Origin of the sequence: Antarctobacter jejuensis, from assembly GCF_052266595.1 — a bacterium.
Classification (GTDB): domain Bacteria; phylum Pseudomonadota; class Alphaproteobacteria; order Rhodobacterales; family Rhodobacteraceae; genus Antarctobacter; species Antarctobacter jejuensis.
On the sequence record NZ_JBQQXJ010000001.1, the window covers coordinates 87,801 to 102,190 of the forward strand.

Sequence of the window (14,390 nt, forward strand, 5' to 3'; positions counted from 1 at the left end):
TGCGGCCGCTCAGTCCGCGGCCAGTTCGGTGATCTCGCGCCGGAACGGCAGCGCATCACCAATGTCCTCCGCGTCCAGCTCCCGTGCGTAACGATGCCCGGCATAGGTGGCCCATGCAATCGGTCCCGGCGCCTCGGCATCGCCGATGATCTTGACGGTCTTGATGCCCGCATCCGCCCAGTCCGCTTGTCGCGCCGTCAGATCCCGGTACAGACCGTCATTGGGCAGCTTCGACGCCACCACAACAACTCCATCACAGCCGATTTCCGTCTGTCGCTCTGTATAGGTGCAATTGGTCACCACATGGCCCGCGCCAATGGCCACAACGCCCCGGTTCAGCACGATCTCCACGCCCATTTCGGCCAGCCGTTTGTGGATCGTATGCTGTTCCAGCGTGTTCACCGTCCAGTCGGACAGATAGGCAGAAGGCGTGACGATCGTGACCTCACAGCCCTCTTGCCGCAACAGTTCGGCCAGAACGCCGCCCATGTAATAGTGATCGTCGTCATAGATCACCATGCGGCCCGTGGGACGTTTCCCCGCCATGATGTCATCGGGCGTGTAAACCGGCATCTTTGCATCCATCGGCATCGGCACAACGTGCTGACGGCCAACCCCGTCGCGCCGCCACTTGGCCCCGGTGGCGATGCAGATGTTTTCAAACCCGAACTCAAGGATGCTGTCCGCATCCAGCGCGCTGTCGAAATAGGTTTCAACGTTGGGTTTCTGGCTGATCTGGTATTCCCGGTAATCCGCCACCCGGCCCCATGCCGAAAGCCCCGGCAACAGCCGTTCCCGCGCAACGCGCCCCCCCAGTGATGTCCCCGCCTCGGCAAGCGCCACGTCATAGCCGCGTTCGGCCAACGCCCGCGTAGCCTCCAGCCCCGCGGGCCCCGCGCCAACGACCAACACCGACCTGCTATCACCCTTGGTGTTCATCCGTTCCGGATGCCAGCCCTTGCGCCATTCCTCCATGAATGTCGGGTTCTGGGTACAGCGGCTGATCGACATGGTCATGTCGCCGGTGATGCAGATATTGCAGCCGATGCATTCGCGGATATCCTCAATCCGGCCTTCCTCGATCTTTTTCGGCAGGAAGGGATCGGCAATGGACGGCCGCGCACAGCCGATGGCATCCAACGTGGCAGATCGCAACATCCGCGCCATCACATCCGGAGAGGTGAACCGACCCACACCCACCACCGGCTTGGACGACAATTCGCGGATGCCGCGCACCAGCACCTCCTGCGCGGCCTCTTCCTTGAACCGCGACGGCCCGGAACAATCCTCCCACGTCCCATGCGCCAGATCCCAGAGGTCCGGCAGGTCCTTGTTCATGTCGATGAACTCGCGCACCTCGGCATTGGAAAAACCCAGATCGCCGATGGTCTCATCCAGACTGACCCGCATGGTCAGCCCCATCGTATCCCCCACAGCCTCGCGCATATCGGCCAGCACCTCCCGCGCGAAACGAGAGCGGTTCTCCAGCGAGCCACCGTATTCATCGTCGCGCATATTGGTCACGCGGCTCAGGAAATGCTGAAAGATGCCAAAGCCATGCGCGCCATAAAGGCAGATCAGGTCGAACCCCGCCGCCTTGGCCCGCTTGGCCGCGTTCACGAACCAGCGGCGCAGGTCGCGGATTTCCGCCTTGGACAGCGCCCGCGCCTGCACCGGGTCATTGGTAAAGGTCCGGATCGGCCCCGGCGATACCGCCAGCGGCACTTCCTTGGTATAAAGGTTCGGCCCGTTGATCCCGGAATAGGCCAGCTGAATCCCCGCCAGCGCGCCGTGCTCCTTCATCTTGCCCGCCATCTTGGCCAGCATGGGAATGTCCTTGTCCTCCCACAGCCGCAGCTCGATGAACGGCGTGATCTCCGAGGTGTGGTGCATCTCGCACTGCTCGGTAAAGATCACGCCCCAGCCGCCCTCGCTCTTGATGCCGCGCATGGCCGCAGCGGCAGAGGGATCGCGATAGCCGCCCCCATTGCAATGCGGCACCTGGTAAAAGCGGTTCTTCGCCGTCACCGGCCCGATGGTCAGCGGCTCGAAAAGGATGTCATAGCGGGGATCGCGCACGTCAGGCTCCTGTCATTTTGCGGCCAAGGATACAGTCCCGCTGCCGCGCAGAAAGTCCCCCCTGCGGAATCATTGGTTAGCCTGATGCTAAGTCAGTCACGCGCCGTCAGACCACCGCCGCGCCGCCGATCCGGTTCAGCCGCCCGCTGCGCACCATCTCTGTCCCGAACTCGATAAAGGCGCGCACCGCGTTCGACCGGTCCGCATCCTGCGCCGTCAGAAACCCCATCCGCAACGCCCGCACCCGGCCCGCGATGGGCACACAGCGCACCGCGTTGCCGTCCGGCGCGGTATCGCTCAGCGGGCGCACATTGGCGATGGAATAGCCAAAGCCATTGCCCACCATCGACCGCATCACCGCCATGTCGCGGGTCCGCTCCGCGACCACCGGCTTGCCCCCGACCTCGTCAAACAGCGACAGGAAGTAATCCGAACTCAGCGGCAGATCGAGCAGCACCATCGGATGATCCTTGAGCTGCGCCACCGTCACCTCGGGCTGATCCACCAGCGGATGCTCCGCCCCCATCAGCGCAATCGGCGGCAGACGGACCAATCCGGTGAACTGCAGGTCGGCGGGCAGGTCGATGTCATAGGTCAGCGCCACGTCGATCTCGGACCGGCGCAGCGCGCTGAACAGCTCTACCTGGTTCATCTCGTGCTGGCGCAGGCGCACCTCGGGGTGCTCCGCCTCGAACCCGCGCCGCAGCGTCGGCAGCACAAGTTGTGCAAAGGTCAGCAGACACCCCACAGACAGCGGCCCCCGCACAAGCCCGGAAATATCGCCCGCGATATCCATCAATGCGCCCGCCTCGCGCAGCACCAGCCGCGCCTGGTCCAGCATTTGCCGCCCCGCCTGCGTCAGCGACAGGCCCTGCGCGTGCTGGCGCACAAACAGAGGCAGGCCGAACTCCTGCTCCAGCTGCGAAATCGCCGAGGAAATCGACGGAGAGGACACGTTGATCCGCTCCGAGGCGCGCGCAATGCTGCCCGTCTCGCCCACGGCGACAAAATATTCCAGCTGCCGAAGCGTGTAGCGCAGCACGGTCTTTCCCTGATGGTTTGGCCCGGATGGTATGAGCGTGTCAGACCTTGACCCCGTTCCACCCCACCTTCAAGGCCGTGCAGCACCGCCGCCCGTCCCCAAGCCGGGCAAAGCCCAATCCCAAGGCAGCCCTCACTCGTCCCCCGGCACGCCGTAAGATGGCGCTTGGGTCGGATCCAGCGCGCGCTGAACATAGGCCTCTAGTTGCGGCTTGTAGACCGCCCAGGCCGCCGCCACCGCCTCCACGGGGCAGTCCTCGGTCCAGTCGCAGCGCAGGTCCGCCACCCGCCAAGGCACCTTGTCCACCAGCATCATGCCCGCCGAATGCACCGGCCCGGCCTCGCCGCCCGCCGCCAGCCCGGCGAGCAGGGCCGCGATCAAACGATCGCCCAGATGGCCCTCCGCCGCCTCGAATCCTGCCACGATGGCCGCCGGCACACCGTCATTTGCCAGAAGATTCCCGCCCGAGGCCACGTCCCGCCCCTGCGCCTGCGTCCAGATGCCCAGCGAATTCGGCCCCGAATGGATCGCCGTCCCGCCCTGCCCGTCCACCGCCAGCACCTGCCGGTACTCGATGAATTTCCCGCGCCGCTGCACCTCGGCCACCGCCTGCGCCGCTGTCATGCCCCCCGCCATCAGGTCCAGCGCCAGGGGCCCCAGAGTCGGATCGGTCACATTCTGAGAGGCCACCGCCCCCACCCCCGCCCGCGCATAGGCGCAGCGCGCCGCCACCGCCGGCGAAGACGAAGAAATCGCCACCCCAAACATCCCTGTCTGGGCACATCGCGCCACCAGTGAAAAGGTCATCGGCTACGCCCCCCGTGTTTCTTCTCTTTGAAAATACGCAACAAAGCCTTCAATCGGGAATGACGGCCGTGGCGTCGATCTCGACCAGCCATTCGGGCCGCGCCAGCGCCTGCACCACCAGCCCGGTGCAGACCGGGTGCACCCCCTTTATGTAGGTGCCCATGACCCGATAGATCGCCTCGCGGTGGCGCACATCGGTGATATAGACAACCAGCTTGACGATATGGGCCATTTCACCGCCCGCCTCGCCCAGAACCTGCTGGATATTCTGCATGACCTTATGGGTCTGATCCGCCGGATCATGGCTGTCGAGGTTCACCGAGGTGTCCAGATCCTGCGGACAGGCCCCGCGCATCCAGACCGTCCGGCCACCCCGCGTCACCACGGCGTGGCAGACGTCATTGTCCAGGTTTTGTTCCGGATAGGTGTCGGAGGTATTGAAAGGGCGGATACGCTCATGCGTCATGTCAGGCTCCTGTCTGGCCAGCGTCGATGCAGGCCATGAGATATTGGGCGAAATCGTAATTCGGACGTTCCAGATGGCTCAGGTGGCCGGGCGTCGCCAGATCAGAACAAAGCCCGCGATAGACCTTCTCGGTACAGCCCCGATCCTCGACGTTGACCTCGTCCAGCAGGGTCTTCAGCGCGACGAAGTTCTCATGCGCGTCGGCGTCATCGGCATAATCATCCGACATGCCCCCGCCAAAGCGGATATGCACCTGCCCCGGCCCCTTGGGATGCAGCGACAGATACCAGAAATAGCCGGGCGTCAGGGTGATCATCAGGCTGGGGTAGATCGCCAGCAGGAAGGTCGTGCGGCGCTCATCCCCCTTCAGACGGTCATTCGACGGATGCGCCATGGCGATCCGCAGCGCGTCGTCCTTGAGGATCGTGTGATAGTTGAAACCCGCGTGCCCCGGCGGGCAGACCATGTCCTCCAGCCGGGACAGCCCGCCGATGGTGCCCGCATGGCAGACCGGCAGGTGATAGCTTTCCATGAAGTTCTCGGCCAGCACCTTCCAGTTGGTGTCCCAGACGTGTTCTTCGTAAAAGGTCTCGGAGTAGTTGGTCATGTCGTAACCGGCGACCATCGCCTCCACCTCGGCCAGTTTCTCGGCCACCGGCGCGGTATCCGGGTCCAGACAGACAAACACCCAGCCCAGCCATTCCTCGCAGCGCACGGCGGGCAATTTGTAGGCGTCCTTGCAGAAATCCGCGTTCTGCGACATCGCCGGTGCCCCACGCAGACCACCATCAAGGTTGTAGGTCCAGGCATGATAGGGGCAGACGATGGCGCGGGTGTTGCCGCGCCCCTGCAACAGCGTCGACATGCGGTGCAGGCAAACATTGCTCATGGCGTGCAGGCTGCCGTTACGGTCCCGCACCACGGCAATGGGCTGCCCGGCAAGCTCGCAGGTCACGTAATCCCCGGCATTGGCAAGCGCATCGGCGCGTCCGACGCAGAACCATTCCTTGCGGAAGATATGCGTCAGTTCCTCTTCCACGAAGGCGTCAGAGGTATAGACCTCGACCGGCATCGCACGGGCACACTCGAACGGGACAGACGTGTTCTGTCTCAGGCTTTCGACGGGATCGACGGTATCCTTGGCCATGGGCGGGTCCTCTGGTCTGGCGGGGGCGCAGGTGGGCTAATGCCCGATCACGATGCCGCAGCCACGGGCGAATGAAAAGAAACCCTGTCGCAAATCGCGGATTAGCCTCACCCTAAGCGCGCTTAGCCTGCCCGAAAGCAAGGCTTTATCATTGCCTAGTATCCGCCCCTCGGCCCCCGCGCCTAAGCTGTGGGCAGTTTGAACCGGAGGGCGCAGGATGGAGAAAATCGATACGGTGGTCGTGGGCGCCGGACAGGCCGGCGTCGCCATGAGCGAGCATCTGGGCAATCTGGGTATCGACCATGTGGTGCTGGAACGCGACCGTATCGCCGAACGCTGGCGCACCGGGCGTTGGGATTCGCTGGTCGCCAATGGCCCGGCCTGGCATGACCGCTTTCCCAACATGGACTTCCCCTGCGATGGTGAGACCTTTGCCGACAAGGAAAGCGTCGCCGCCTATTTCGCCGCCTACGCGCAAAAAATCGGCGCCCCCATCCGCACCGGGGTCGAGGTCACGCAGGTCACCCCGCTGCAAGGGCGCAGCGGTTTTCGGGTCGAGACCTCGGACGGCGTGATCGAGGCGCAGCACGTTGTCGCCGCCACCGGCCCCTTTCAGCGCCCCGCCATCCCGCCCGTGGTGCCGCAGGACGCAGGCGTCCACCAGATGCACTCTGCCGCCTACCGCAACCCCGACCAACTGCCCGAGGGCGCGGTTCTGGTCGTCGGTGGCGGATCGTCGGGCGTGCAGATCGCCGATGAGCTGATGAAAGCCGGCCGCCGCACCTACCTGTCGCTTGGACCTCATGACCGCCCGCCGCGCCGCTATCGCGGGCGCGACAATGTCTGGTGGCTGGGCGTGCTGGGCAAGTGGAACGCCGACAGCCCCGGCCCCGGCACCGAACATGTCACCATCGCCGTCAGCGGGGCCGAGGGCGGCCGCACCGTGGATTTCCGCCGCCTTGCCCATCGCGGCATGACCCTTTTGGGCATGACCTCGGGCTATGCGGACGGCACGATCAGCTTTGCCGACGACCTGAAACAGAACCTCGACCGCGGGGACGCCAACTACCTCTCGCTGCTGGATGAGGCTGACGCCTATATCACCCGCCACGGACTGGACCTGCCAGAGGAACCGCAGGCCCGCACCCTGCCCGCCGATCCGCCCTGCGTCACCGATCCGATCCGGAAACTGGACCTGGCCGAGGCCGGGATCACCACGATCCTCTGGGCCACCGGCTACACCTTCGATTTCGGCTGGCTGCAGGCCGACACCTTCGACGAACAGGGCCGCCCGCTGCACCAGCGCGGCGTCAGCCGTCAGCCGGGGCTCTATTTCGTGGGCCTTCCGTGGCAGACCCGCCGGGGATCGTCCTTCATCTGGGGCGTCTGGCACGATGCCAAGTTCATCGCCGACCAGATCGCGATCCAGCACAGCTACATGGACTACCATGCCGCCGCACAGGCGCCCGTGCCAGAAAACGTCTAGCGCATGAAACTCGCCCTGTACCAAGGCCTGCCCACCGACGGCGACGAAGACCACGCCTTTGCCCGCATCACGCAGATACTGACGGCCGCCGCGGCCGCGGGCGCGGAAATGGCCGTCTTCCCCGAACTGTTCCTGCCCGGCTACAACCGCCCGGATCTGCACGCCCGGCTTGCCCAGCCGCAGGGCGGCGCATGGGAAACGCGTCTGGCCGACGTCTGCCGCGAAACCGGCTGCGGGCTGACAATCGGCTGGGCCGAGCGCGCAGGCGAAACCGTCTACAACGTCGCAACCACTTACGACCGGTCAGGCCGCAAACTGGCCCATCACCGCAAGCTGCAACTCTTTGGCCCGATGGAACGCGACAGCTTTTTCCCCGGCGACAGCCTGACCCCCTTTGACCTGAACGGTCGCCGCGCGGCGCTGCTGATCTGCTATGACGTGGAATTCGCCGAACACGTGCGCGCCCTGTCAGAGCGGGATGTCAGCCTGCTGCTTGTCCCCACGGCCAATCCGGCGGGTTTTGACATCGTCGCGGACACGCTTGTCCCCGGCCGCGCGGCAGAGACCGCCATGACCATCGCCTATGCCAATTACTGCGGCACAGAGCGCGGTCTGGCGTTTGGCGGCAAATCCGTCATCGCAGGCCCCGACGGCCATCCGCTTGCCAAGGCGGGGCGCGGCGAATGCCTGCTGATCGCGGACCTCTCACAGGTGGACCACATCGACCGCGACCAGCTGAGCACGCAAAACCGGGACCGCCGCCCCCTGCCTCAGCAGTAATCCTCTGGCCCAAAGGCCTGTTCATAGGAATAGCGCGGGCCATGCGCCCAGCCCAGCGGCAGGCGCCGCTCGATCTCGGCCTTCAGGTCGTCGCTCAGCATCATCGACGCCCCGCGCACCAGTTCCTGCAAATGGCCGGTGCTGCGCGTTCCGGGGATGGTGTGATTGGTTTTGCCCTGCGACAGAACCCAGGCAATGGCCAGCGTCGCGGTCGGATAGCCCGCCTCTGCAGCCAGTTCCCGCAACGGCTGGCTGGCGGCGATGTTGCGTTCCAGATTGCCGCCGGTAAAGCGCGGGTTCACCTTCAGAAAGGTGGCATTCTCCACCCGGCCCGGCGTCGGCGGCGTGTCCGACAGCATCCCCCGCCCGGCCGAGGAAAAGGCGACAAAGGCGGTGCCCAACTCCTCACAGGTCTGGATCATCCCCATCTCGGGCAGCCGCGTCTGCAGCGAATACTCCGACTGAACGGCCGCCACCGGATGCACCGCATTGGCCCGCCGCAGCGTGGTCGGCGCGATTTCGGACAGGCCATAGGCGCCGATCTTGCCCTTGGCGATCAGCCCCTTGAGCGATTCCACCACCACCTCGATCTCGATCCTCGGGTCGCGGCGGTGAATGTAGAACAGGTCCACCCGTTCCAGCCCCAGCCGTTTCAGGCTCTTGTCCAGTTCCACCTCCAGATGTTCGGCGGAATTGTCGAAACAGCGTTCGCCGGTTTCCGGGTCGCGTGTGATCGACGCCTTGGTGGCAATGCGGAACGGGATCCCGCCCTTGCCCGCATAGCGTTTCAGGAAACTGCCGATGATCTCTTCGGATTTGCCCATGCCATAGACATTGGCGGTGTCGATGTGATCGACCCCCATGTCCAGCGCGGCATCCAGAACCGCATGGCTCTGCGCCTCTGTGACAGGTCCGTAAAACCCGGCAAAGGACATCGCCCCGATTCCAAGGGCCGACACCTCCGGCCCGCCCCGCCCCAACGGTCTGCGCAACATCGTCTGTCCTCCTGTGGTGATGGGCGCAGAGTGACCGCCCCAAAGCGCCTTGGCAAGCCCCACGACACCCGCCCGCGTCGTTGCCGTCCCGCCCGTGTCGCTTTGTCCATTGCTCCGCCGCCTGCCATCTGCCAAACCAAGGGCGTGACCGGTCCCGGCGTGGACACGCGCCGGGGGAAAGAGGGAATGCCGTGCGGCGCACCATGCGTCCAGTCGGCAGCTGCCCCCGCAACTGTAAGCGGAGAGCCGGGCCAATACGCCACTGGAGCAATCCGGGAAGGCAGGCCCAGGCACTGACCCGCGAGCCAGGAGACCTGCCGGACACCCGTCGCGCCCGCGCGGCGGTTCCACCGGACGACGGGGTGTGCGTCTGGCCCTTTTGCGGTTGGCCCGTGGCTGCCGTGACCGGGCCTGTCCTGCCTCTCGTCCCGTCTGCCTTGCGCCGGGGATGGCGCGAACTGGAAAGGACATACGGCGTGAGATTTCTCACCGGAATGAAACAGGCCCTTTGGGCCGCCGCGCTGGCGCTGCCCGCCTCGGCACTGCCCACGACTGGACAGGCGCATTTCCTGCTGGAATACACCGTCGATACGATGATCGACCGCCCCGGTGATGTCCCGGTCAAGCTGATCTTCTGGCACCCCTACGCCAATGGCTACGTGATGGAGATGGCGCGCCCGCGCGAATTCTACATGATCCACCGGGGCCAGCGCACCGACCTGCTGGACACCCTGACCGCGGTGCCCTTCACCGGCGCGGAAAACACCGCCACCGCGTGGCGCGGCACCGTGCCGGTCAAACGCGCGGGCGATTACATCCTTGTCACGGTCCCCGAACCCTATTTCGAGGAAAGCGAGGACAAGTACATCCAGCAGTTCACCAAGGCCTTTCTCAACCGCGCCACCCTGCCCACCGACTGGGCCGACCCGGTGGGCCTGCCGGTGGAAATCCTGCCGCTGACCAAACCCTATAACGTGCTGGCAGGCGGCAGCTTTACGGGCCGCGTCATGATCGGCGATCAGCCCGTCGCAGGGGCCGAGATCGAAATCGAATACATGGCCGCCCTGCCCGACATGGAGGCCGCCCGCGCCTCTGCCCCCACCGTGGCACCGCCGCCCGGCGGCGCGCTGGTGCTGCACACCGATGCGCAGGGCTATTTCACCTTCACCGTGCCGCGCGCGGGCTACTGGGGCTTTGCCGCCCTCGCCGCCGGACCCGTCACCGAACATGAGGGCAAGGAGCTCAGTCAGGACGCCGTCCTCTGGATTCGCGCCTGGGACATGGAGTAAGCCCCGCAGATGCATATCGTGGATGGAGCCCTCTCAACCCCGGTCCTGATCGGCGGCGCAGTCGCCGCCGCAGGGGGCATTGCCCTTGGCCTGCGCGCCCTGCCGCTGGAACGCATTCCGGCGGCGGGTGTGCTGTCGGCGGCGTTTTTCGTGGCCTCGCTGATCCATGTGCCCATCGGCCCGTCCTCAGTGCACCTGATTCTGAACGGGCTGGCCGGGCTGATCCTTGGCTGGGCGGCCTTTCCGGCGCTGTTTGTGGGTCTGATCCTGCAGGCGGTGTTCTTCGGTTTCGGCGGCTTGTCGGTGCTGGGCGTCAACGCGGTCAACATCGCCCTGCCCGCCGTCCTCATCGGGGTGCTGCTGCGCCCCTTCCTGACCCGCGTCCGCCCGCCCGTGGCGGCGGTTCTGGGCGGCATCGGCGGCGCGCTCTCCATCGCGCTGACCACGCTGTTCGTTGCCCTGTCGCTGATGTTCAGCGGCGATGAGTTTCTGGCCGTCGCCCATCTGGTCTTTGTCGCCCACCTGCCCATCATGGCGATCGAGGGGCTGCTGACAGGTTTCGCCGTCCTGCTGGCCGCCAAGGTCAAGCCGGACCTCTTCACCGCGCTCGAAGAGACCCACGCATGACCCGGCTGATCTTCCTGCTGACACTCTTTGCCCTGCCGGTCCCCGCCCTGGCGCACAAGGTCATCGCCGCCGTCTTCCCCTCGGGCAGCGCCATCGAGGGCGAGATTGGCCTCTCCAATGGCGAAATGGCGCCCGACCTGCCCGTGCAGGTCTACGGCCCCGACGGCACCCTGCTGGGCGAAACTGTCACCGATGCCGAGGGCTTTTTCACCTTCACCCCCAGCGACCCCGTCGCCCACAGCTTCCGCGCCAACCTTGGCGCGGGCCACGTCGCCGATGTCACCATGTCCGCCGAAGACGTGGCCCGGATCCTCGGCGTCGCGCCCGCCGCCCCCGTCATCGCACAACCCGCACCAACCGTCCCCACAGGGCCCGGCCTGACCGACACCGACCGCAGCGAAATCGCCCGTATCATGCGGGACGAACTGCGCCCCCTGCGCCGCGAAATCGCCGCCTACCGCGAAAAGAACGACCTGCAGACGATCCTTGGCGGCATGGGCTATATCTTCGGCCTCTTCGGCCTTGGCTTCTACCTCGCCGCGCGCCGCCGCCTGAAAGACCCGGAATGAGCCCCGAATGAGTCACGTCCTCTCCAACACGCAGGCTACGCTGACCCCCACCGGGGCCGAGCAGAGCCCCGGCCCCATCGGCCTTCTGGACCCGCGCACCCGCATCCTTGCCGCGCTGGCCTTTGGCCTCTGCGCCGTCTCGCTGCATTCGCTGACCGCGCTCAGCGCCGCGCTGGCGGTGTCCCTGCTGCTGCTCACCCTCTCGCGCCTGCCGGTCAAGCGCACGCTGAAACGCGTCGCCATGGTCGACAGCTTCGTCATCGTCATGCTGGTGCTCTTGCCTTTCACCGTGCCCGGCGACCCGATCTTTACGCTCTGGGGCTACCCCGCCTCGTGGCAGGGCCTTGCCCGCGCCGCGCAGATCGGCCTGACCGCCAATGCCGTCCTGCTGACCCTCATGTCGCTGGTCGGCACGATGGAGCCTGTCACATTGGGCCACGCCCTGCACCGCCTCCGCGTTCCCGAAACCCTTGTGCAACTGATGCTGTTCACCATCCGCTACGTCGAGGTCTTGCGGCAGGAATACCTGCGCCTGCGCGCCGCCATGAAGGTGCGCGGCTTTCGCCCGGCCACCAACTGGCACAGCTACCGCAGCTTCGGCTACCTCGTCGGCATGATGATGGTGCGCGCCATCGAACGCTCCGAACGCCTGCTGGGCGCGATGAAATGCCGGGGCTTCTCGGGGCGCATCGTGCTGCTGGACGATTTCCGCACCAGCCGCGCCGACGCGCTCTTTGCCCTTGGTCTTGCGGTCACGCTGCTGGCCCTGCTGACGCTGGACAGGACCGTCCGATGATCGAACTGGACGACCTGCACTTTGCCTATCCCGGCCAACCGCCCGTTCTGGCGGGCGCTTCCATGCGCCTTGGACCGGGGGAACGCCTGTCCATCACCGGCGCCAATGGCGCGGGCAAATCCACACTCCTGCGCATGATCCTCGGGCTGCAACGCCCGACGCGTGGCACGGTCACGATCTTTGACAAGCCGCGCGCCCGCGAAAAGGACTTTCACGAGGTCCGCCGACGCATCGGGCTGGTGTTTCAGGACCCCGACGATCAGCTCTTCTGCCCCACCGTGGCCGAGGACGTGGCCTTTGGCCCGCTCAACCTCGGCAAGCAAAGGGACGAGGCGCTGGCCATCGTCGAACAGACCCTGACGGTGCTCGACCTGCTGCACCTGCGCGACCGCGTCACGCACAAACTCTCAGGCGGCGAAAAACGCCTTGTGACACTGGCCACGGTGCTGGCCATGTCGCCAGAGGTGCTGCTGCTGGACGAGCCGACCAACGCGCTGGACCCCAAGAACGCGGCACGCCTGACAGAGATCATCGACGCCCTGCCACTGCCGATCCTGCTGGTCAGCCACGATCCCGCCTTCCGCAATGCGATTGCGCCCTGTGCCTTGGAACTGACCGAAGGGCGGCTGGTGCCGGTCTGACCCCCGCCGCGCCATTCGCCTCAGTTCTTTCGCGCCGTGACGCGGCATCCGTTCGACACAGTCAGGGTCAGCGTCCGCCCGTTGGACGACAGGGTGCCGTTGGCGCTGTTGGTGATCCAGCCAAAGGTCTCGGTGGCCGAATACTGCCGCCCGTTCAGGGTGCCCCGCGCGGTGCCGGGGCCCGCGGTGCTGCTCAAGGTCGCGGTAAAGGCGTTGCCCCCGGCGGACCGATAGACGCTGCTGCCTGTAACCCTCCCGGCAGGGCAAGTGGCCGACCACGACCATGATCCGACCATCGAATAGGTCTTGGGCGCTGGCGCCGGCGCGGGTTTGGGTGCGACTTGCCCCTGTTCCTTCTGCGGCAATAAGGGTTTGGGCGCGGCCACCACCTGTTTGCAGACTGTGCCGGACCGCGCCGCGATCACCTCCAACGCCCGGGCCGTGCCCAGATCACCCGCGTCAAGCGCCGCCTCCGTGGCCTCCAGAAACCGGCGGAATGCGTCGCGGGTGCGCGGCCCCATGATCCCGTCCGGCGTGCCTGCGTTGCATCCCAGCGCATTCAGACGCGTTTGCGACTGGCGCAGGATGTCCCGGCTGTTCTCCGGCTCCGCAACCGGGGTCACCACATCCCTCTGAACAGGCACCGCGCGCTGCGCTTCTGCCCGTTCGGCCCGCAGCCTTTCCAGTTCCGCCAGCGCTTCGGCCAGGGCCTGTTCCGCGTCCTGTTCGCCGCGAACCGGGGCCAGCGGCGCGGGGGCTGCCGCCTTCAACACCTTGGATTTCGCCAAAATCTCCGCCATGGGCACGGCAAAATTCACCTGTCCCGCGCGGCTGCCTGCGTGATGCAGGGCAATCACCTTCTGGCTGCCCGCATCGATCACCGGAGAGCCGGAATTCCCCGGCAGCGTGTCGCAGGTATGGCGCAACCGGTTTTGCGCCAGTGCCGGGGTATCCGCCTGGCATTTCTCGCGGCTGATGCGCTGAGCCTCGCCCATCGGATGGCCGATCACCCAGAACGGGTCACGGTCCTGCGGCACAGCCGCCGACAGTTCCAGCGCGCCGAACTCGGCATTGGCATCGCCCAGCACCTGCAAGACAGTGTAATCCAGCGCCTCGTTGGTCTCCAGCGGCACGGGATTGACGTGGAATGTCTTCACCCCGTCGTCCAGACCGTCGCGGACAAAACCCACATGAAACTGCACCGCCGCGATGCTGTTGGCCCCCTTCGCCTTCATCTGCGGATGATCCAGCACACCCGGCACGCAATGGTGGTTCGTGATGATCCTGTTGCCCTCGACCAGAAAGCCGGTGCAGGGCGCATGGCCCGCGTTGGTCAGGATCTGCAACATGCCCACGGACCGGCCCGTGCGCGCAAAGATCGAATTGGCCCCGTAGTTGGAAATGAACTCGTTGTTGTAGGCCCCCGCCTGCACCTCAAGTTGCACATCGCCCAAAAGCGACTCATTGCGCGGGGCCACCACCTGACCAAAGGTCTCGGCCGGGAACAGCATCAGGTCCTGCGCGTGGGCGGCGACACTGGACAGGGCAATCAGGGAAACAGCGGCGGCAAGACGGGCAAAGGGCATCAGGAATTGGGCTCCGGGCGCAGGGATTCGCGCGGCAGTCTAACAGGTCAGGAGGCGCTTCCGAGTCCGGAATTCCACGC

At 65.7% G+C, this 14,390-nt stretch carries 14 protein-coding genes and 1 riboswitch; of the genes, 7 read left to right on the top strand and 7 right to left on the bottom strand.

Features of this window, described 5'->3' with window-relative positions:
• Window positions 1–9: 9 nt before the first annotated feature.
• The 5 genes from ACTXGA_RS00440 to ACTXGA_RS00460 all read right to left on the bottom strand — a co-directional run bounded on the left by ACTXGA_RS00440 (window position 10) and on the right by ACTXGA_RS00460 (window position 5,541).
• Window positions 10–2,079, bottom strand: a complete 2,070-nt coding sequence (locus ACTXGA_RS00440) for an oxidoreductase (protein WP_443391119.1) — start codon at window positions 2,077–2,079, stop codon at window positions 10–12.
• Between the two features lie 106 nt (window positions 2,080–2,185).
• Window positions 2,186–3,121 (bottom strand): LysR family transcriptional regulator, encoded by a 936-nt coding sequence (locus tag ACTXGA_RS00445; protein ID WP_443391120.1) that lies wholly within the window; start codon window positions 3,119–3,121, stop codon window positions 2,186–2,188.
• 132 nt (window positions 3,122–3,253) lie between these two features.
• Window positions 3,254–3,928 carry a DUF1028 domain-containing protein gene (locus ACTXGA_RS00450; protein ID WP_443391121.1) on the bottom strand — a complete coding sequence of 225 codons (675 nt, stop codon included), beginning with the start codon at window positions 3,926–3,928 and terminating at the stop codon, window positions 3,254–3,256.
• Between the two features lie 49 nt (window positions 3,929–3,977).
• Entirely contained in the window at window positions 3,978–4,394 is a 417-nt protein-coding gene (locus tag ACTXGA_RS00455) for a RidA family protein (RefSeq protein ID WP_443391122.1), read from the bottom strand.
• A 1-nt stretch (window position 4,395) separates the two neighbouring features.
• Window positions 4,396–5,541: an aromatic ring-hydroxylating oxygenase subunit alpha gene (locus ACTXGA_RS00460; RefSeq protein ID WP_443391123.1), complete on the bottom strand. Its 1,146-nt coding sequence runs from the start codon at window positions 5,539–5,541 to the stop codon at window positions 4,396–4,398.
• A 217-nt stretch (window positions 5,542–5,758) separates the two neighbouring features.
• On the opposite strand from ACTXGA_RS00460, the gene ACTXGA_RS00465 reads away from it, so the two are divergent.
• Entirely contained in the window at window positions 5,759–7,027 is a 1,269-nt protein-coding gene (locus ACTXGA_RS00465; protein ID WP_443391124.1) for a flavin-containing monooxygenase, read from the top strand.
• A 3-nt stretch (window positions 7,028–7,030) separates the two neighbouring features.
• Complete coding sequence (locus ACTXGA_RS00470) at window positions 7,031–7,807, top strand: carbon-nitrogen hydrolase family protein (RefSeq protein ID WP_443391125.1); 777 nt, start codon at window positions 7,031–7,033, stop codon at window positions 7,805–7,807.
• Here the strand turns inward: ACTXGA_RS00470 and ACTXGA_RS00475 are convergent.
• Window positions 7,798–8,802, bottom strand: a complete 1,005-nt coding sequence (locus ACTXGA_RS00475; protein WP_443391126.1) for an aldo/keto reductase — start codon at window positions 8,800–8,802, stop codon at window positions 7,798–7,800. The genes ACTXGA_RS00470 and ACTXGA_RS00475 overlap by 10 nt on opposite strands.
• A 132-nt stretch (window positions 8,803–8,934) precedes the next feature.
• Window positions 8,935–9,138, top strand: a riboswitch (cobalamin riboswitch).
• A 158-nt stretch (window positions 9,139–9,296) separates the two neighbouring features.
• Here ACTXGA_RS00475 and ACTXGA_RS00480 point away from each other — a divergent pair.
• From ACTXGA_RS00480 to ACTXGA_RS00500, 5 genes are read left to right on the top strand one after another with little or no spacing between them, the layout of a single operon-like run.
• Window positions 9,297–10,091: a DUF4198 domain-containing protein gene (locus ACTXGA_RS00480; RefSeq protein WP_443391573.1), complete on the top strand. Its 795-nt coding sequence runs from the start codon at window positions 9,297–9,299 to the stop codon at window positions 10,089–10,091.
• Between the two features lie 9 nt (window positions 10,092–10,100).
• Window positions 10,101–10,718: a cobalt transporter CbiM gene (cbiM, locus tag ACTXGA_RS00485; RefSeq protein WP_443391127.1), complete on the top strand. Its 618-nt coding sequence runs from the start codon at window positions 10,101–10,103 to the stop codon at window positions 10,716–10,718.
• The gene (locus ACTXGA_RS00490; protein ID WP_443391128.1) at window positions 10,715–11,287 is read left to right on the top strand and encodes a NikL family nickel/cobalt ECF transporter subunit; all 573 of its coding nucleotides are present in this window, start codon (window positions 10,715–10,717) and stop codon (window positions 11,285–11,287) included. The genes cbiM and ACTXGA_RS00490 overlap by 4 nt, the downstream gene beginning before the upstream one ends.
• Before the next feature lie 7 nt (window positions 11,288–11,294).
• On the top strand, window positions 11,295–12,083 hold the full coding sequence (gene cbiQ / locus ACTXGA_RS00495; RefSeq protein ID WP_443391129.1) for a cobalt ECF transporter T component CbiQ: 789 nt from the start codon (window positions 11,295–11,297) through the stop codon (window positions 12,081–12,083).
• Window positions 12,080–12,724 carry an energy-coupling factor ABC transporter ATP-binding protein gene (locus tag ACTXGA_RS00500; protein ID WP_443391131.1) on the top strand — a complete coding sequence of 215 codons (645 nt, stop codon included), beginning with the start codon at window positions 12,080–12,082 and terminating at the stop codon, window positions 12,722–12,724. The genes cbiQ and ACTXGA_RS00500 overlap by 4 nt, the downstream gene beginning before the upstream one ends.
• Before the next feature lie 20 nt (window positions 12,725–12,744).
• Here the strand turns inward: ACTXGA_RS00500 and ACTXGA_RS00505 are convergent, their stop codons facing one another.
• On the bottom strand, window positions 12,745–14,310 hold the full coding sequence (locus tag ACTXGA_RS00505; protein WP_443391132.1) for a trypsin-like peptidase domain-containing protein: 1,566 nt from the start codon (window positions 14,308–14,310) through the stop codon (window positions 12,745–12,747).
• Window positions 14,311–14,390 lie beyond the last annotated feature (80 nt).